Origin of the sequence: Acinetobacter tianfuensis (genome assembly GCF_003611465.1) — a bacterium.
Classification (GTDB): domain Bacteria; phylum Pseudomonadota; class Gammaproteobacteria; order Pseudomonadales; family Moraxellaceae; genus Acinetobacter; species Acinetobacter tianfuensis.
This window is the reverse complement of record NZ_RAXV01000017.1, coordinates 46,656-66,661: the sequence shown is the minus strand read 5'-3', so window position 1 is coordinate 66,661 and position 20,006 is coordinate 46,656. Positions and strand designations below refer to the sequence as shown.

Genomic DNA, 20,006 nt, shown 5'->3' with positions numbered 1-20,006 from the left:
TTAATTACTTATGCTTAATGTATGTACTTGTATATACATTTATATACTACTGGTTTTATATCATGCAATAGTATTTTAAGTAAATAATTAAAATAAATATTAAGTTTTTGATTTATATAAATATATATTTAAAAATAAATTCAAAAATAAAAAAGAGGCATATTCTGCCTCTTTTTAAACTCTGTATTTTACGAATTAACCAAGAATGACTGCGCGGGAGATAATCAGTTTTTGGATTTCAGATGTGCCTTCAAAAATTCTCAAAATACGGGCATCACGTACAAAGCGCTCCAATGGTAAATCTCGAATAAAGCCATACCCGCCATGAAGCTGTAATGCATTATCTGTAATAAAAGCACAAGCTTCGGATGCAAATAACTTCGCCGCAGCAGACTCAAGACTATATCTATCACGATAATCTCGGACATAAGCCGCTTTCATCGTTAATAGTTCAGCAGCCTCATACTGTGTATGCATTTCCGCAATTTTCCATTGCGTATTTTGATATGATGATAACGGTTTACCGCCTATCATACGTTCTTTTGCCCACAGCAACGAATATTCAATAGCCGCCTTACTGATTCCTAAGGCCATAGCTGCAACTTCAACTCGTCCTCTGTCCAAAACTTCCATTGCAGTATTAAATCCAGTGCCTTCTTGTCCCATCAAGGCCGAATCTGGCACCCAACAGTCAAACGAAATTTCATAAATATGACTGCCTTTTAAACCCATCGTTTTTTCAGGATTAGAAAAGTGTACCCCCTCAGTTCCCTTTGGGATGATAAAGGCACTAATACCTTTATGCTTTAATTCTTCATTCGTTTTTGCGTACAGTACAATAAAGTCCGCCTCAGCAGCATTGGTAATGTAATGCTTGGTCCCTTGAATACGCCAGCCATTATTTTCTTTTTTTGCTTTAGTTAACATTCCTGCGGGATTTGAACCTGCTGCCGGCTCTGTTAACCCAAAAGCGCCAAGCAGTGTTCCGTCCGCACAGCGCGGTAAATATTCTTGCTTTTGCGCCTCAGTTGCCCCAATTAAAATTGAATCAGTTGCAAGGAAATGAGCGGTCAATGTTGAAGCTGTTGAAGCACAGCCTGCCGTCACTTCTGCAACAACATGACTCATGGCAATACTTGATATGCCTAGGCCGCCATATTCCTCTGGGAGATTAATCCCCATAAATCCTAACTCGCCAAGCGCTTTTAAACTTTCAGTACAGAATGATTCTGCTTCATCATATTTTTGAGCATTTTCTTTTAATACATTGCGCGATACTTCTGCCGCTGTATCAACAATTGCTTGTTCCGTTTCATTCATTGAAAAATTCATGGTTTAAATCCTTTTAAAATTAAGCTTTGCCATAGTTTTTGTTTGATACACCTAATTTAGGTGATGCATGAGTTACGTGAGATTTAAAATCATTAAAGCGCACAGGCTGTGTGACTATAGGAATATCAGAACCTTTTGCCGCAGCAAATAATTCACGAGCTTTGGACTGCTCACTATTGACCGCTTCTTCTAAATTCCACACAGGCGCTGCTGGCACACCATTATTCAGTAAGAAATCACAAGCCTCGTCTACTGTATGTTGATTAAGCCAAGCTTCCATTTCCCGCTTTAGTTCTGCTTCGTTCTTTGTACGTAATGCGTCTGTTTTAAATAATTGATGATCAATCAAATCATCTCGCGACATGGTTTTGCATAGTGTTGCAAATAATTTGTCATTTGCTACAGCAATCACCATTAAGCCATCTTTCGCTTTATACGTATCAAATGGTGTAGATACTGGATGACGGTTGCCTACAATCGTTGGCGCTTTTTTATTAGCAAATAAATTTGCTAGACCTGTCATTTGCATACTCAACATGACATCAAACATCGCCACATCAATGTGCTGCGCTTCAGCGCCGCGTTCTCTTGCAAATAGTGCAGTGCTAATCGCCCATGCTGCATACGTACCTGCAAAAATATCACCGATCGACTCCCCAACTCTTGTCGGACCAGTTTCAGAAAAGCCAGTCACGCTCATTAATCCTGACATCGCCTGTACTGTTATGTCATAGGCTGGGAATTGAGATAAAGGTCCATATTGACCAAATCCAGAGATGCTTGCATAAATGATTTTAGGATTTATCGCTTTTACAGTTTCAAAATCAACTTTGAGACGCTTGGCTACACCTGGACGATAATTTTCGACAATCACATCACTCTTAGCCACAAGATCATAAAAAATATCGAGATCATTTTCATTTTTTAAATCGAGTTCGAGACTATCTTTTCCGCGATTAATCAAATCAAAATAGACACTTTCCCCATCTTTAAAAGGCCCTAAATGACGGCTGTCATCACCGTGGTTTGGGGTTTCAATTTTTAATACATGCGCACCAACGTCACCTAGAATTGCGGTGCAATGCGGTCCAGCCAAAACACGGCTTAAATCTAAAATTTTGATACCGCTTAAAGGCGGATTCATTTTTTTTGGCATAATTTCGTCCTTGTGAATATTGAATCATAAATACACATATATACTTGTATATACAATTAAAATTCCAAAGTAAATAAAAATAATTAAAAAAATATTAACCATTTGTTTTTATTTAATTTTTAAATCTCTTAGGTTTGCATTTGAAATGCTGCACCATGTTGCAGGCATACTTCCTGATTCGAACTTTTTAAAGCAGCGCTTTTTTCGGCCGATGATTCAAGCGCTGAGTGATTTCTAGTAAATCACTGTTTTTTCAATATATTGCATTAACCAATTGTTTTACAAACATTTAGTTGAGCACGGATTGTGGAAAAGTGTTCCTCCCTTTTATTTTTATTTTGCTGCGAAACAGTGGATTGAATACAAACTGACTGAAACATGAAAAGCGATTTTCTCTGGACTCCATCGAATATCAAGATAAGAGATAACATGTATCCAAAACCCATTAAAAAATTCTATATATGGATGATGATTTACATATAAAATTATATTTTATTAATTTTCATTAACTTAACTTATTTTAAGGTTTGTCATTTTTTTAGCTATTGATTTTATTTTTACGATCAGGTTATTTTATCAGCACACAATTGTATATACATGCTTAGTCATGAATATTCATTGAAAGTGTAAAAATTGCTAATAAATACCAGTGGGATACTGATTATAACGGCCGCAGTCAATATTCTTGTGAAATAAATTAGATATCGGGGATTAATCATTGAAGTAATCAAGGATAAATCTCTATGACGAAAGGACATTCGTATGACACAAAGCGCAGAAGCAGGAAAGCCGCAAGGGAATAAATTTATTGAAAATCGATCAATTGATTTTATTCCAGAAAATGAAAGACATGGAAGTGTTTTTAGCCAATTTACTTTATGGTTTGGAGCCAATTTACAAATTACAGCTATTGTGACAGGTGCTCTGGCTGTTGTACTCGGAGGCGATGTTTTTTGGTCAATCATTGGCTTAATTATTGGCCAGGCTTTTGGATCTACCATTATGGCGCTGCATGCAGCCCAAGGTCCTAAATTAGGCTTACCGCAAATGATTTCAAGCCGTGTCCAATTTGGAGTATATGGCGCCTGCATTCCAATTTTACTTGTTTGCTTTATGTATATTGGTTTTACAGCAACAGGGACCGTACTTTCTGGACAAGCAATTGCCAAGCTGCTAAATACCAGCAACCTCGTAGGAATTTTGATTTTTGCTGCGATTATTATCATTTTAGCAACGGTCGGTTATCGAGTCATTCACTGGATTGGTAAGGTCGCAAGTATTCTCGGCATTATTACATTCATCATTATTTTCACCAAAATCATGTTGATTGCTGATATTTCAACGCTATTTGCAGTCAAACATTTTGATTGGTCATCATTTTTACTGGCTATTTCACTATCTGCTTCATGGCAAATCGCTTTTGGTCCATATGTAGCAGACTATTCAAGATATTTACCTAGCAAAACGTCATCTTCTAAAGTTTTTTGGGCAGTTGCTGGAGGGTCTTTTATCGGCTCGCAAATTTCAATGACGCTAGGCGTATTTATTGCCCAAATTGCTCAAGGCAATTTTGTTGGAAATGAAGTTGCTTATGTGATTGGATTAGGCAGTATTGGAACCATGGCAGCTCTTTTATATTTTTGTATTGCCTTTGGAAAACTGACAATTTCGACCCTAAACTCATATGGCTGTTTCATGTGTATAGCCACAATTTACAGCAGTTTTAAAGGCACATTAAATATTACTAAAAAGCAAAGACTTATAGCTGTTCTTGGGATCGTCGCAATATCTACAATCATTGCTATCTTGGGTGAGCATTCATTTCTTAGCGCATTTAAGTCTTTTATCTTATTTCTTTTAACGTTCTTTATTCCATGGAGTGCGATTAACCTTATTGATTATTATTTTATTTCACATGAAAAATGCGATATTGAAGAGTTGTCTAATCCAAATGGGAAATATGGCCGCTGGAATATGATTGGTATTGGCTGTTATTTTGCAGGCATTCTCTTTCAGCTTCCGTTCATTGATACAAAACTGTATACGGGAAGTATTGCTCATATGCTAGGAGGAGTAGACCTTTCTTGGATAGCTGGGCTTATTTTCACTGCGGTACTGTATTTTGCTTGCGTTAAATTATTTCCTAGTAAAGTAAAAATAATTCAACCAAACATCTCAAATAGTATCTCTAATAGCTGATTCATTCGCTTTCTGGCCATTTCAAATGAAATGGCTTTTTTATCAGCAAAAATTTGTTTCCAATGAAGTTACCTCAAATGAGCATGAGATATTTAATGATTATAAGTCACTAAACCCATGCCTCTCATTTTAAAGTTTATAATGCCTGCCTACTGCAGCAGGCTCAATTAAAGTTTCAGTTTTTTACAAGCTAAATGCCACGATAAAGATTACTCAAATACGGATTATCGTTTCATGGAATACCGCTGATGAATATCTAAAGTCAGTCTTACTTATGTGCAAAATTACTTTTTTAAAAACCTATCACCCAAAAACCGACGTATCAGCTGCACGGTGCTGAAACGGCATGAGTAATACACGAATCCGCGCCATCAACTCCTGCATACTGAAATGACAAAGGCCCCATTCAATATCATGAATGGGGCCTTTTTAGGATTCAAACTTACTTTTTAAGTATATTTACCCATCGATAAAGTACAGGAAGTACCAATAAGGTGAGCAAGGTGGAAGAAATAATGCCGCCGATCACAACCGTGGCTAAAGGCCTTTGTACTTCTGCGCCTGTCCCAGTCGCTAAAGCCATGGGCACAAAACCCAAAGATGCAACACAGGCCGTCATCAGCACTGGACGCAACCGAAGTACAGCGCCCTGCCATACTGCTTCATGCAATGGATATTTGCCCCTCAACTCTTTAATAAAGGTCAGCATGACTAAGCCATTCAGTACAGCAACGCCAGATAATGCAATAAATCCAATCCCTGCGGACATTGAGAGCGGAATATCTCTTAACCAAAGAAACAGCACACCGCCTGTTAAAGCAAACGGTACACCCGTAAAGACCAACAAGCTTTCTTTGATATTGTGAAACACAGCCATCAATAAAATAAAGATCGTAATGAGCGCTAATGGAATCACAATTTGCATGCGGGCTTGTGCTGAAGCCAGATTTTCAAATTGGCCGCCATATTCAATCCAGTATCCGCTTGGCAGCGGGTATTCTTTAAGCTGTGCCTGCATATCAGAAACAAATGAGCCTAAATCACGGCCTTCAACGTTTGCAGTCACGATGATACGGCGTTTGCCATTTTCACGGCTGACCTGATTAATACCTTCAATGTTCGATACAGCTGCGACATCTGAAAGCACAACACTGCCGCCATTTGGCAATTTTAGAGGCAGCTGCGCAATAGCTGATACATGGCGGTCTTGATCATTTAAACGAATCACAAAATCAAAACGGCGGTCACCTTCTAAAATCTCTCCGACACTTTGCCCGCCTACACTGGCTGCCACAGTATCCTGAATGGATTTGACACTTAAACCATATTGCGCAGCCAAAGCTTTATCAATTTCAATGTTTAATAAAGGCAACCCTGAGGTCTGTTCAACTTTTACGGCGCTGCTTCCTGTAACTTGCTGCATAATTTTGGCAATTTTAGCTGCTTCTGTATTCAGCACCTCCATATCATCGCCAAAAATTTTCACCCCGACATCACTGCGTACACCTGAGATTAACTCATTAAAACGCAATTCAATTGGCTGGGAAAATTCACTGTTATTGCCTGGTATGGTTGCAACATATGCCACCATGCGGCTGCGTAAATCATCAAGGCTTTCTTTTGGATTCGGCCATTCATCCCGCGGTTTCAGCATAATATAACTGTCTGAAATATTCGGAGGCATCACATCCGTTGCAACTTCAGCTGTTCCTGTACGGGCAAATACAGCTTTAATCTCAGGAAATTTTTTCAGCAGCAATTTTTCTGCGTTTTCCTGCATTCTTAAAGACTCTTCCAATCCTGTACTTGGAGATCGCATCAACTGCACAGCAAAATCACCTTCACTAAGCTGAGGCGCAAATTCACTGCCGATTTTAGTCGTTAATAATCCCGTAATGAGCAATAAGCACAGCGCAAAAGTCATAACGACCGCTTTATAATGATAAGCACTGTCTAAAATTTTAAGATATTGATTTTTCAGCCAAGTCATCCAGCGGCTTTCCGTTTCTTTAATCTCGCCTTTCACCCAGAGCGCCACAGCTGCGGGTACAAAAGTGATCGAAAGAATAATAGCCGCGACAAGCGCCAAAACTACCGTTAATGCCATTGGATGGAACATTTTTGCTTCTACACCGCTTAAAGCAAAAATAGGTAAATACACCACTAAAATAATCAGCTGACCAAAAATCAGCGGACGGCGCGCCTGACGCGCAGCCAAAAAGACTTCTTTGAAGCGTTCGTTTTGTGTCAATGGGCGTTTCAACGTTTGCTGTGCATGCGCCAAACGGCGGATACAGTTTTCCACAATGACCACAGCGCCATCCACAATAATTCCGAAATCAAGTGCGCCTAAACTCATTAAGTTCGCACTGATGTTCTTTTGCGCCATGCCAGTTAAAGTAAAGAGCATTGACAGCGGAATAACGCAGGCCGTAATGAGCGCTGCACGGATATTGCCTAAAAAGATAAACAGAATGATGATGACTAAAATCGCGCCTTCAACCAAATTCTTTTGAACTGTTTGAATGGCTTTTTCAACTAATGTGGTACGGTCATAAACCGTTTCAATAATCACGCCTTTGGGTAAGCTGAATTGAATATCTTGGATCTTGGCATCAACAGATTTAGAAACGCTGCGGCTATTTTGTCCCATAGCCATCATGGCAATACCTAAAACAGTTTCCTCTCCATTATACGTTGCACCGCCTGTTCTCAAATCATGCCCAATGGAAACTTGCGCCACATCGCCCACCCGAATTGGACTGCCGTTTGGGCTGTCAATCATGATGTTTTCAATGTCTGAAATGGTATTGAGCGTTCCAGGAACACGGACTGTCAGCTGCTGGCCATTTTCTTCAATAAATCCAGCACCGCGGTTTTCGTTATTTTCTGTGAGCGCTTGCTGCAATTGCTCCAATGACAGGTTCAGCTGCTGCATACGGTTTAAGTCAGGTGCAACGACATAAGTTTTGTTAAAGCCGCCAATACTGTTGACCTCTGCAACACCCTCTACACGCTGTAATTGCGGACGCACTATCCAGTCCTGAATTTCACGCAAATCCATAGCGCTATACGCTGTACCGTCGGCTTTTTTTGCATTAGGCTCTGCTTTAAGCACCCATTGGTAAATTTCCCCCAAACCTGTCGAAACTGGCGACATCGTCGGAGAAACTTGAGCAGGAAGCGCAGACTGAATCTCCTGTACCCGCTGATTAATTTGCTGACGCGCCCAGTAAATATCTGTACCGTCTTTAAATACAATCGTGACTTGTGACAAACCGTAACGTGAAATTGAGCGGGTCAGCTCCAAATCAGGGATACCGGCCATCGCATTTTCAATTGGATACGTAATCCGCTGTTCAACTTCCAGCGCAGTAAAACCATTAACCTGCGTATTAATTTGCACCTGTATATTGGTAATATCCGGCACCGCATCAATCGGCAGTTTTTGATAACTGTAGATCCCGACTGCAATCCAAGTGCAGACAAACAGCATCACCCAAATCGCATTTTGAATAGCAAATTGAATAATGCGCTCAAATAAACCTTCTGGTTTTGGCAGCTCAGTATTAGTGTTCATGGCTGGCCTCGCCTTTTTCCAGTTCAGATTTCAGTAAAAAACTGCCTTGGGAAATATACTTCTGACCTGTTTCAAGACCTGAAATCACTTCGAGCCATTGTCCATCACTTGAACTTTGTCCAAGCTTTACAGCTTGCGCCTTTAAATGCACTTGGCCTTTTTGTTCCGGCTCAACAATAAAAATACTGTCTTGGCCTTTTATGTTCTGCACAGCAGACTTTTGCACACGCAATGCATTTTTACTGCCTGATTTTGCCAATAACACATTCACCATGACATTGGGACGCAGTTCAGCAGATTGCTGTGTTAATTTTGCGCGTACAACTAAGCGTCCAGTTTGCACATCTGCCTGTGAAGTCAGACTTTGCACCTCTGCACTATAAAGCTGATCTGAGCCGTTAATTTTAAAAGAGACATTTTGACCTGTTTGCAGCTGGCCTGAATATTGGCTTGGCAAGTGAAATTCCAGCCATAAATTTTTCAGCTGTTCGATGGTGAACAATTGATCTGCTAATTGCACATTTTCACCCACAACAATGTCTTTTTGACTGATGACGCCTGCAATAGGCGCACGGATGATAAAACGTCCATTTTGACTGCCGTTTGCACCTAAAGCTTGCAAACGTGATTGTGCCGACTGTACGGTAATTTGAGCCTGACGATAGGCATTTTCAGCACGCTGCAAATCCTGCTTGGCTGAAATCCCTTGAGACCAAAGCTTTTGCTCACGCTGATAATCTTGACGGGCCAAATCCAAATTCGCATCTGCCATGCGTAAATTGGCCTGCTGATCAATCAGTTCAGGTACAGAAAGTACGGCGAGCGTTTGCCCTTTTTGTACGGTTTGCCCTAATGCAACATTCACCTGTTCGACATGACCGCTGAAGTTTGGAGAAATATGCGCCTGCTGATCTGTATTTACCGCCAATTTACCCGGCAGGTTAACAATATTTTCCACCAGACCATTTTCTGCGGCAGCAATTTTGACACCTTGCTCTGTCATTTGCTGTGCGGTCAAACGAAGCTCACCTTCCTCCGCATGTTCTGTTTCATCTTCCTGATGACCTTTTTCTTCTTCTTCGTGCCCATGCTCATGATCATGGCTATCTGTTGTATTTTGACTTAGCCAAATTGCAGCACATACAATCAGAGTCAATCCAATCAAAACTGTAATCATTAAAGGCTGTGAAATTTTTCCATCTTGTTTCATTTTCATGTGATTCACTTCCTCATTGACCTAATGCTGTGCTAATTAAATTTTGTGATGCTTCAATGGCTTTTTTATTCAATTGGCTAAAGGCATCTGAACGGCTGATTTCTTCATAACTTGTGCCAATACTTAATGCTTCTGCACTCAGTGCGTTTTGCCAAGCCTGCGCCAAAATTTGTACTTGGCTTAAACGAATATCTTGCAGCTGTTTCGTGGTTTGCTGCACCTCTGTAATGGCAAATTTTCCAGCTTGAAAACCTTGCAATGTCCGACTCTGAATTTTTTCAGCCAAGCCAATTTGACTGGCTGCAGCATCAAACTGAGTACGCAAGCCTTTGAGCTGGTGAATACTGCTCGCAATATCTTCAATATGCTGTTTCAGCTCCCGCTGCTGCTGATGATTCAGTAATATCTGCTGTTTTTTAGCCATTGGAATGGCATATTGCTGACGGTTAAAAATATTCAGCGGAATATCTACACCTAAAGCTAAGGCAGTATCGTCGGCTTCCGCAGGAGACTTCGTCCGTGTCATACCGACATTTAAAGTAGGGCTTGGGCGGGCTTGTACTTTTAAATGTTCAATTTGCTGATTGGCTTGCTGAATATTCAATGCATATAACTTATCCAGCCAACCCTCGGATAAATTATGCTGAACAAGGCCTTGAATCTGCTCTGGCCAATTTACAGCTGCAGTGTCCAATTGAATTGGAGCTGCAGTTTCTCCCCATAAATTAGAGAGCTGGCGCGCTGCAGTTTGCTGCTTTAATACCGCCTGCTGGTAGAGCCGCTGTATATCCAGCGATTCAATTTCGGCACGCTCAACATCCACCAAAGCAATACTGCCTGCTTGATAGCGTTTTTGCGCACTATCTAAATTGGCTTTGCTGAGTTTAAGCTGAGCCGCGTAAATCAGCTGCTCCTTTTGAGCAATAGCCAGCTGAGACCATGCAAATTTCACAATCAGCCGGCTTTGCGCATTCCATAATTGCTGCTGCAGCTGAATTTGCTGTTCTGAAATCTTTGCAAGGGCTTGATTGATTTTACGCTGCCCAAAAATATCCAGCGGCTGGCTGATCCCAATACTCAGCTCCCGATCTTGATCAGAACCAAAGCCTGTTTGTTCAATCGATAGGCTTGGATTTTGCCAAAGTTTACTTTGCTGGATATTAAAATCAGAAATCTGCTGCTGCTGTTGCCAAATGTCTGTTTGTGTTTGATAGTTTTGCACTTTTGCAAAGGCTGACTCAAAACTGCTGACATCTGCCGAAAAAGCGCTGGGCAAGACTGCGGAAATACCGACAGCCAAGCCAAAGCGTATGAACGCTGTAAAATATAAAGACATGATTTTCCCACTTATTTAATTAAAAAAGCGGCGGGAATTTTTGGGCTACCCCGCCATTAGCGGGGCGTAAACAGGAGGCGGTGTTTGAAGCAGCAGATCAGGCGCTTGATAAGAGTTTTCCCAATCAAACTTAGGTGAATACTCAAACGGCTGATAGGGATTAAAAATAATAGTTTGCTGATTTTGCACAATTAAATGCGTCATCGAGGGTAAATGATCTTGATGATCTTCACCTATTTGAATGTCACTGACGGCCGTTTTTAACTGTTTGCTGATGAGTTCAGAGGCCTGATGTGAAGCATGCTGTGAATTATTTTCATTGCTGACACATAAAGTATTTTGATGATGCCCAAAATGATAGCTTTGCTGAAGCTGCATTTGTTCTTCATGCACACAGAAAGCCGCCGCCACGTTCCAAAGACTTTGGAACATGAACAATCCCACTAAGACTGTCATCCATGCAGCAGAACGCATATTGCATCTATCAAAAAAAGTTTTAGCGATTATAAAGCTTGGACTGAGTCCAAGGTCAAGTCTTTATGATGAATATTACATAAACTACTCACTGCATTTTTCAAATAGCTGCAAATAACATCATCGTAATTAAAAATTAGACATATCACGCATACGATAAAAAACGGCGCTTTTCAGCACCGTCTTTTTATTCAGTGTATTGACTTTTAATGCGATGCCCAAATACTCCCTATTTCAGCGGTCTTTTGACGTGCTTTCGCTTGTTTATAAAAACCTAAAAAAAACAAAGCAAAAAGCAGCCCGATCAGTTCAATCCACCATAGCTGTGTGCTTGAAGCACTTAGCCAGCTCATCATAAGCCCCACAGGCAGAATAAATAACACACAAGCAATACTGAACAGCAAATGCGGTAAAGCTTTTCCTGCGCCAACAATAAAGCTGTATACGGCGCTGAATAAAAAAATCAGATAATAACTATAAACCAGCACATGATTCATACTGTCCAAACTTAACCCCAATATGCTGCTCCAGCGGCCTAAAAGCATACTGACTGCAATTGCCAATACACAGCCTAAACACGCTCCAACAGTTAAATTTGCAATTAACTGAACATCTTTACGCTGCTGCGGTGCAGCCAATGCAGGATTTTTTTGGCGTTTAATCCGCGATTCAATCCATAAAATATTGCCCGAATAAAATAAAAAAGCCCCGCCAATGCCAAAAATAAAGTACAGCCAGCGGGTAAGATCACCGCCATAATTGCCAAAATGCAAGCTGAACATTGAACGGATGACTTGATCCATAAAGGCTGCATGAGTATTTAGGTTATTAGTTGGATAAGACTGCGTTTGATACGGATTAAAAACCATCACATCAAAACGGTCACCCCGCAGCATTTGATCTGGACTATATAGATTAGCACGTGCAGATGCTTTGGCTGGATTGTCTAAATGATTAAAACTGATTGAGCTGATTTGATATTCGGGTGCCTGCTGCTGAATTTTTGCAAAAATTTTTTCTACATCCAGCGGTTGAACTGGCTCAACAATTTTAACTGCGGCTGGCCGTGCAAATAATGGTTTATCTTTTGAAACCAAGCCGCCCAAGGCATCATAAATCAGATCATGAAAGGCAAAGGAAATAACCGTCACACAAATAATAATGTGGAAAGGCAAACTGCTGATACCGACGACATTATGCGCATCCAGCCAAAAACGTTTTTTATTTTTTCCTGCCCGAATTGCAAAATAGTCTTTTACTAAAGTAGGCAGTAAAATGATAAGCCCAGTCATCAGCGCCAAGAAATATAAAACAGCAACTACTCCCATGATGTAAACACCAAGCAAATGATGCCCTAAGGAACCTGGAATTCCTGCCGTTTCATGCAGCTGTTCTATGAGCCAGCCAAGTTTGGAAAGATTCTCTTGCTGAACATTCAAAGTACCATCATTATTCAGTGTCGCCAGCATTGTGTTTTGATTTAAATCAATAGCATGCTCATCTTCGGTCACTTTTTTAGGCGCTTGCCACTGCATCGGAGCATAATGAAATTCTTTAGATTCCACATTCAGCTGGAAGCTTTTCAGTGTTTCAGGATATTCAGCTTGAGCCTGTTGAATCAGTTCATTGTATTGGGTGTGTGGAATGCTATTTAAACTTTGCTGTGCAGGTGCTGCCCATTTACTCAAATCATGCTGAAACATGCTCAGCCCGCCAGCAAAAAAGCAGATAAAAAGTAAAATGCCAGAGCTGATTCCAACCCAAGTATGCAGCTCTTTGGCATGTCGAAGAATATCGGTACGGACTTTCATAATGAATTACCCTCGAATGCTCAACAAAATGCCATACGCTGCAAAGTTTAGGACGCTATAGATCAGCACTGCTTGCCATCCTTTAGGAATAAAATAAGCCATAAATACACAAGGTAAATACAGCCAAGGCACGGACCACATACCAATTTGCGGCGCTAAGGATGAATCTGCATGCTGAAGTGCCCAAAGAGTAATAAAAGCAGCGCCAGCAATAGCGAGACTTAAACCAAGTCCCCATCCAGCAAAACTTTTTGACCGCCAGTCAGGTTGAATTTTTTGTTGAAGCAGACGTTTCATGAGGAGTATTTTTCTTAAATAATGCAACAAAGGGAATGAGTGACCATACCGCGATTAAAGTCATGCTCCACATATAGATGGCGACCAGCTTTGGTACGCTGTAAAATAATAAAACCACTGAAATAATGAGTAAAAATAATCCAGTCACGGCGTATTTCTTGGGTAAATGCTGTTTCAATAGGTTTTGATTTCGATGACTGCAATAAATGAGTACACATCCAATCAAGCAGATCATGACGGCAATAATTTTCATCGCTGAATGCCTCTCAACATGAATATGAAAAAATTGAATTTTCTGTATATAAAACACTTTTTGCATGATATGCATGCAAAAATGAGACAGCACCTATATGGAACTGCCTCAATACGGTTTTATAAAAACTGGAGAAGATCTGTGCTGATATTAAAAATCAAAACTTACACCTAATTTATAAGTGCGTCCTGAACCAAGTGTGGTAAAACCGCTGTTAAACACACCAGCCCAGTATTTTTCATCTGTGACGTTGTCAATGTTGGCACGGAAAGTGGTATCTACGCCGCCAAGATTGGTTTTATACTTAGCTCCTACATCTAATAAGGTATAGTCAGGCAGCTCTAAAGTATTGGTATTGTTTAAATATTGACTATCAACATAAGTGCCGCGGGCATTTACACTGAGACCATCTACAGGCAGTTTATATTCAACACCTAAGCCAGCTGTAAACTCAGGCTGGCCAATCACGGTATTACCTTCGATAGCAGTTGGGGTTTTAGCATATTCAGCATCGATATAAGCTAAATTCCCCCAAACGATCAGGTCATCAATCACGTTACCTGAGAAACCATACTCAATACCTTTCGATGTTGTTTCTACGCCATCCGTTGTAATCGTTGTGATGTTCGTATTTGTTGGATCAGAGTAAGCCGAACTGATCGTTTCTGGTTTTTCTATTTGGTAGGCAGCTAAAGTGTGCAGCCAAGAACCATGTTGATATTTTGCGCCAATTTCATATTGCTTCGTTTCAAATGGAGCGAACGTCAGTCCATCATTGGCATCTTTAGGGTCATTTACTGTTTTGCCTTGTGACAAACCTTCTACATAGCTTGCATATAGTGAAATGTCTTCACCCCATGGCTTAACGACAATACCTACACTAGGTGAAACTTTATCAGCACTATAATTATTGGTTGGAGTCGTTGGGTTTTTAATATTGATATCTTGATAACGTGCACCCAAAATAAATTGCAGCTTGTCATCCAGCATTGAAATTTGATCAGTCAATGAGTAGCTAATGTAATCATTATCGGCTGTTTGAGAAGTTGCTGGTACAGCCGACATTGACTCCGTATGATTGCTAGGATGATAAATATTAGTGACAAATTTAGTTTCACCAGCCTTACTGTGCATATTGACATCTTTATTTAAGTAGTCAGCTCTTAAACCAACAACATGTTTCACTGCGCCTGTATTAAATGCACCTTCTAAACCTAGATTTGCAGTAGTATTTCGCTGGTTCATTTTGACATGATAATACTGCGAGTTTGCATCACCGGCATCATTGGTTACGACTAAACGTGTTCCAAATAAATGCCCCTGATATTTTTGTTCTGCTGTGCCCGCACCTGCAATTAATTTTAAGTTTTCGAGTAATTTATATTCGCCAGATAAACCAATGTAATTAGCAGACTGTTTACCCCATAAATTTGGCAAATAATTGCTGCGGCCATCTGGCGCATCCAGCACTTTGCCTAATTGTGCAAATGACACCATTGAGGGTGAACCGCCATTGCGTTTGTCATCAGTCACATAAGCATCAAGGTTAATTTTAGCCTGATCTGTAGTCCAATCTAGGCCAATAACGGCTGAAGTACTTTCATCTTCTAAGCCATCAACAACATGCTCACCTTGACCGTAATTAGCGCTTACACGTGCTCCAAACTCTTGGTTTTCTCCAAAACGGCGCGCAACATCAAACCCAGACTTGTAGAAACCTTCATCTTCAAAATTTGCAGTAACACGTGTCAGTTCTTTGTCCGCACGTTTGGTGTTGGCAATAATTACACCGCCCACACTGCCGCCTGGCGCCATACCAGCAACTAAAGCATTTGGACCTTTTAAAACAGTTACAGAACTTAAAATATCTGTCGTCACACGGCCTGAAGGCGCCATACCGTATGCGCCATTAAGGTTAATATCTTCCCAATTAACATTAAAGCCGCGAATATTAAAGTTTTCATTTAAGTGGCCGCTATTAGTCGTTGTACGAATACTAGGGTCTGTTTTCAACACATCCATCATGGTATGCGCATGAGAGTCTTCAATCGCTTGTTCACTATAATTACGGATAGTAAATGGCGTATCCAGTACATCCTTTTCACCCAAAATATTCAGCGCTGCTTTCTTTTTTAACTTCCCCGTAACGTCCGTTTCTTGCGAATCTGCCTTAACAACAATCGTTGGCAACGAAACAGTGTCTTCTGCCATAGCAAAAAATGGAGATGCCGCTAAAGACAAAAATAAAATCGTTCTTTTCAAAATAACTTCCCTTCACCAAGTAAATACTTTTCTAATGGTGGGACACTATACATTACAAACGATAATCATTAGCATTTACACTATTAATATGCTTATTGTTTATTTCTTTTGCGAAGCGCTCTTTTATTGATCTAATCTGTTTATCATTTAGATCACATCGTGATATGTGATTAACAAAAGTATAAAAAAAGCCCTGAATAGAATCAGGGCTGGCATTGTTTTAATCTAAATAGAAGGTTTTTAAAGGCGGATAACCGTTAAATTCAACAGATGCATAGGACGTAGTATATGCACCTGTACTCAGCCAATATAAACGGTCACCCATTTGCAGATTCTGAGGCAATGGATATGGAACTTTTTCATACATAATATCCGTTGAATCACATGTCGGGCCTGCCAATATCACATTCGAGTTTGGCGTATCGTGCTTCATTTTTGGCGTGTAAATGGGGTATTTGATCATCTCCCCCAGTGTTTCAATCAAGCCATTAAAAACCCCGACATCTGTATAAATCCAGCGTTTATCATCTTGTTCGGACTTGTTCGAAATTAGCACAATTTCTGAAACAATCACGCCAGCATCACCAACCAAGGATCTGCCAGGTTCTAAAAATAATGTAATATCTTGCTGAAAATATGCTTTCAAATACTCTTTTATTTGCTCAGCATAAGACTGAATACTGTCAATGTCAGCAAGGTATTGTGCTGGAAAGCCGCCGCCGGCATTAATAAGCTGCAATTGAATGCCATGCTGTTCATCAAGTGTCTGAAATACTTGTTTTACAATATGGAGCGCTGTTTTCCAGACTTTGACATCATTTTGCTGGCTGCCGACATGAAAAGAAACGCCATAGGGCTGCAGTCCCAGCCGTTGAGCTTTAACCATCAGATCAATCGCCATTTGGCTGTCACAGCCAAATTTTCGAGATAATGGCCAATCTGAAGTCGTGCCTGATTCAACTAAAACACGGACAAATACACGTGATTGCGGTGCAAACTGGGCAATTTGCTCTAAATCTGCCTGTGCATCTGTGACAAATAAACGCACTCCTTTTGCATAGGCATATTTCACATCCGCTGCTTTTTTGATGGTATTGCCAAATGAAATGCGCGCTGGAGAAATTCCGCACTCAATGACACGGTCTAACTCATAAATAGAAGCAACATCAAAGCATGATCCTAATTGATCTAAGCGCCGTAAAATTTCACAGCTTGGATTGGCTTTTACGGCATAAAAAATATGTGCCATTGGAAAGCTTTGCTGAAGTTCCTGATATTTGTATGCAACACGATCCAAATCGACCACTAAAAATGGACTGGGTTTATGCGCTGCAAAATCTTGAATTTTTTGCCATTGCTGCGATGAATAATAATTGTCTAACTGCATGGAAGACCCACTCACGTTATTAAGTGTTGTAACGAAAATGGCCTTTGGCTATTAAAAAAATTGGCTATGGCCTGTCAATGAAGCAATCAAACCTAAGATCAATTGCAACTCATAAAAACTGAAGTTAAGCTGGACTGAGCTTTAAACGATGCTGCCAATCAGCCAAAGTCGGTTCTTCGACTAAATCCTGAAACTCAACATTTATACTGCGTTCACGCCACTGCCCCACTAAAGTCATTAAACTGACTGAATCAAGACCAAGCATAAATAAGTTGTCATCATCTTGTATTTCACTGGCCTCAATATTCAGCTGCTTTGCGATTGTTTGACGCAGTTCATCTAGGGTCAATTCAGTGTGGCTCATCGTACAATCTCCGCGTGCAGCGCTGCTAATACAGATGCTGTATCCACAACTTTTGCACAGCGGCCTGCGGCATATTTCAAAGCCATCTCATGTTCTTCTAAACTGAAGTCCGCAAGTGCATCGCCCACCAAGAAAGCTTGCATATCCAGCATAAATGCTTCTGCTGCCGTTAATAGGCAGCCTATATGTGCATATACACCGCAAATCATCAGCTGATCGCGTCCTGCATCTTTCATCCGCTGTTCAAAATCACTTTTTTTAAAAGCGCTATAGCGCCATTTGGTTAAAACCGTGTCCTGCTCTTGCGGCTGCAGGCTTGGAATAATTTGCACAATTTCAGGGTCTGCAGCCAAACCTTTACCCCAAAAATCGGTCAGCAGCTGACGGTGTTCAGTGCTTTGATCTCCAGGCTGAGCTGTGTAATACACAGGAATACCTTCCTGATGGCACAGATCAATCAACTGGCGGCAGTGCTGCAGCAGCTCTGGAATTGGCGCTTGAGTCTGGTCATAAAAATCTAAAAAATACTGCTGCAGGTCATGCACCAATAAAACAGCACGGCTTGGGTTTAATGCCCAGTTAACCTTATTGCTTGGAAAGTCTTGCAGTTTTGGCATTGGATAACTTGCAATACGCGGAATCGCCATGGTCTTACCTATCTGTTATAAAGTGTGTTCTGTCATTAAGCGCTGTCTGAGCGCTTTTTTATCAATTTTGCCTAAAGCGGTGTAAGGCATGTCTTCAACAAATTCGATTCGGTCAGGAACTTTGTAGGTTGCTAGACCGTATTGCTGAACATACTGTCGAAGCTGCATCATCAGGCGTGTTGGACTTGGGTCTTGCTCATCTTTACGCCATTGGATATAAGCGCAGCTTTTTTCACCAAGCATTGGATCCGGCATAGACACCAATGCAGACTGAATCACTTGAAGGTGCTGATTCAGCACTTGCTCTACTTCTTCAGTAGCAATTTTTTCACCGCCGCGGTTAATCTGATCTTTGCTGCGCCCTTCAACAATGATATTTCCAGCTTCATTAATACGGACTAAGTCACCAGTACGGTAGAAACCATCTACTGTAAATGCATTTCGATTGTGTTCTGGCGCATTGTAATAGCCGCGTATGGTATAAGGGCCTCGTGTTAATAAATGACCGACTTCACCTCTTGGCACGTCTTGGTCTTCATCATCTACAACTTTAATTTCATCGGCGGCGCTAATACGGCTGCCTTGGGTCGCAATGATCTGCTCAATGTCATCGTCATATCTAGTGTAATTGACTAGGCCCTCCGCCATACCAAAAACCTGCTGCAGGCGGCAGTTATATTGTTCAATCAATTGACGGGCAAGCGCGTCGGCTAAACGGGCCCCGCCAACTTGCAGCAGCTCTAAACGGGAGAAAATATTTTCCTGCCCTTTTTGTACAGCTTCTGCCCAAGACGCTGCCAAGGCAGGAACCAATGCAACATGTGAAATATTGTGCTGATCAATCAATTTAAAGCAAACTGATGCAGAAGGATCCTGTGATAAAACCAGCATTCCTCCTGCATAAAACAGTCCCAAAGAGCCCGCAGAACTCATACTGAAATTGTGCGCAACCGGCAAAACCATCAGCATTTTTGTCTGCTGTGTCAGCTGACAAATGCCCGCACTTGCTCTAACGCTATACAAGTAATCATCATGCGTACGCGGTATCAGTTTAGGCGTACCGGTACTGCCGCCAGAAAGCTGAAAAAAGGCTGCATGGCGTGCACTTAAGTTTGGCGGAACAATCCGCTGCTGTTGATATTGGCTCAGTTCAGGCCATGCTTCAAACTCGCCTGCATCTCCCACAACCAGTACTTGTTCTAAGCTCCCGCAGCGGCTCATACATTTTTGGGCTAATTTACGGTAATCAAAACCCATGAATTTATCGGCACAAATATACAATTTAGCGTCTGTCTGCCCTATAAAATGACTGACTTCACAATGACGGTGTGCAGGCAAACTCATGATGGGCCGCATACCGATCCGCAAAGCGCCAAAATAGGCAATAAAAAATTCTGCAATATTCGGCAGCTGTATAACAACGCTGTCACCAGCCTGATAGCCTTGCTTGCTTAAATACACAGCAAACTCATCAACATGCTGCTGCAATTCTGCATACCTAAACTGACGTTCACCGCAAACAAGTGCAATATTTTCACTATATTTTTCAGCGCATTCTATAAAAAAGTCACTGATCGTCTGCCCTTTCCAATATCCTTTTGCAATATACTTTTCTGCAAATTCAGGCGGATATTGCACAATCCCTTCCCAAAGATCTGGTGCTGCTTTATCTTGTTTAATCATGACGATACC

The 20,006-nt window shown here is 41.0% G+C and carries 15 protein-coding genes; 1 reads left to right on the top strand and 14 read right to left on the bottom strand.

From position 1 onward, the window contains the following. Window positions 1–195: 195 nt before the first annotated feature. Window positions 196–1,332: an acyl-CoA dehydrogenase family protein gene (locus tag D7V32_RS09125; protein WP_120402572.1), complete on the bottom strand. Its 1,137-nt coding sequence runs from the start codon at window positions 1,330–1,332 to the stop codon at window positions 196–198. Between the two features lie 19 nt (window positions 1,333–1,351). After that, window positions 1,352–2,488, bottom strand: coding sequence for a CaiB/BaiF CoA transferase family protein (locus D7V32_RS09120; protein WP_120402571.1), 1,137 nt, complete (start codon window positions 2,486–2,488; stop codon window positions 1,352–1,354). A gap of 762 nt (window positions 2,489–3,250) precedes the next feature. Here D7V32_RS09120 and D7V32_RS09115 point away from each other — a divergent pair. After that, window positions 3,251–4,687, top strand: a complete 1,437-nt coding sequence (locus D7V32_RS09115; protein WP_120402570.1) for a purine-cytosine permease family protein — start codon at window positions 3,251–3,253, stop codon at window positions 4,685–4,687. Between the two features lie 442 nt (window positions 4,688–5,129). Here the strand turns inward: D7V32_RS09115 and D7V32_RS09110 are convergent, their stop codons facing one another. The 12 genes from D7V32_RS09110 to D7V32_RS09055 form a co-directional block, all read right to left on the bottom strand. Further along, complete coding sequence (locus tag D7V32_RS09110; protein ID WP_120402569.1) at window positions 5,130–8,267, bottom strand: efflux RND transporter permease subunit; 3,138 nt, start codon at window positions 8,265–8,267, stop codon at window positions 5,130–5,132. Then, the gene (locus D7V32_RS09105; RefSeq protein ID WP_120402568.1) at window positions 8,257–9,483 is read right to left on the bottom strand and encodes an efflux RND transporter periplasmic adaptor subunit; all 1,227 of its coding nucleotides are present in this window, start codon (window positions 9,481–9,483) and stop codon (window positions 8,257–8,259) included. Before D7V32_RS09105 ends, D7V32_RS09110 begins: the two co-directional genes overlap by 11 nt. 13 nt (window positions 9,484–9,496) lie before the next feature. After that, window positions 9,497–10,819 carry a TolC family protein gene (locus tag D7V32_RS09100; RefSeq protein ID WP_120402567.1) on the bottom strand — a complete coding sequence of 441 codons (1,323 nt, stop codon included), beginning with the start codon at window positions 10,817–10,819 and terminating at the stop codon, window positions 9,497–9,499. A gap of 45 nt (window positions 10,820–10,864) precedes the next feature. Next, entirely contained in the window at window positions 10,865–11,293 is a 429-nt protein-coding gene (locus D7V32_RS09095; RefSeq protein ID WP_213072548.1) for a cation efflux protein, CzcI-like, read from the bottom strand. A gap of 206 nt (window positions 11,294–11,499) precedes the next feature. After that, entirely contained in the window at window positions 11,500–13,104 is a 1,605-nt protein-coding gene (locus tag D7V32_RS09090) for a PepSY-associated TM helix domain-containing protein (protein ID WP_120402566.1), read from the bottom strand. Window positions 13,105–13,110: 6 nt separating this feature from the next. Then, on the bottom strand, window positions 13,111–13,401 hold the full coding sequence (locus D7V32_RS09085; protein WP_120402565.1) for a hypothetical protein: 291 nt from the start codon (window positions 13,399–13,401) through the stop codon (window positions 13,111–13,113). Continuing rightward, entirely contained in the window at window positions 13,367–13,654 is a 288-nt protein-coding gene (locus D7V32_RS09080; RefSeq protein WP_120402584.1) for a hypothetical protein, read from the bottom strand. The genes D7V32_RS09085 and D7V32_RS09080 overlap by 35 nt, the downstream gene beginning before the upstream one ends. A gap of 150 nt (window positions 13,655–13,804) precedes the next feature. Next, complete coding sequence (locus D7V32_RS09075) at window positions 13,805–15,916, bottom strand: TonB-dependent receptor (RefSeq protein WP_120402564.1); 2,112 nt, start codon at window positions 15,914–15,916, stop codon at window positions 13,805–13,807. 220 nt (window positions 15,917–16,136) lie between these two features. Beyond that, window positions 16,137–17,303 carry a type III PLP-dependent enzyme gene (locus tag D7V32_RS09070; RefSeq protein ID WP_120402563.1) on the bottom strand — a complete coding sequence of 389 codons (1,167 nt, stop codon included), beginning with the start codon at window positions 17,301–17,303 and terminating at the stop codon, window positions 16,137–16,139. Window positions 17,304–17,427: 124 nt separating this feature from the next. Then, on the bottom strand, window positions 17,428–17,667 hold the full coding sequence (locus D7V32_RS09065) for a phosphopantetheine-binding protein (protein WP_120402562.1): 240 nt from the start codon (window positions 17,665–17,667) through the stop codon (window positions 17,428–17,430). Then, entirely contained in the window at window positions 17,664–18,314 is a 651-nt protein-coding gene (locus D7V32_RS09060; RefSeq protein WP_120402561.1) for an isochorismatase family protein, read from the bottom strand. The genes D7V32_RS09065 and D7V32_RS09060 overlap by 4 nt, the downstream gene beginning before the upstream one ends. 15 nt (window positions 18,315–18,329) lie before the next feature. Next, window positions 18,330–19,997, bottom strand: coding sequence for a (2,3-dihydroxybenzoyl)adenylate synthase (locus tag D7V32_RS09055; protein ID WP_120402560.1), 1,668 nt, complete (start codon window positions 19,995–19,997; stop codon window positions 18,330–18,332). Window positions 19,998–20,006: the final 9 nt, after the last annotated feature.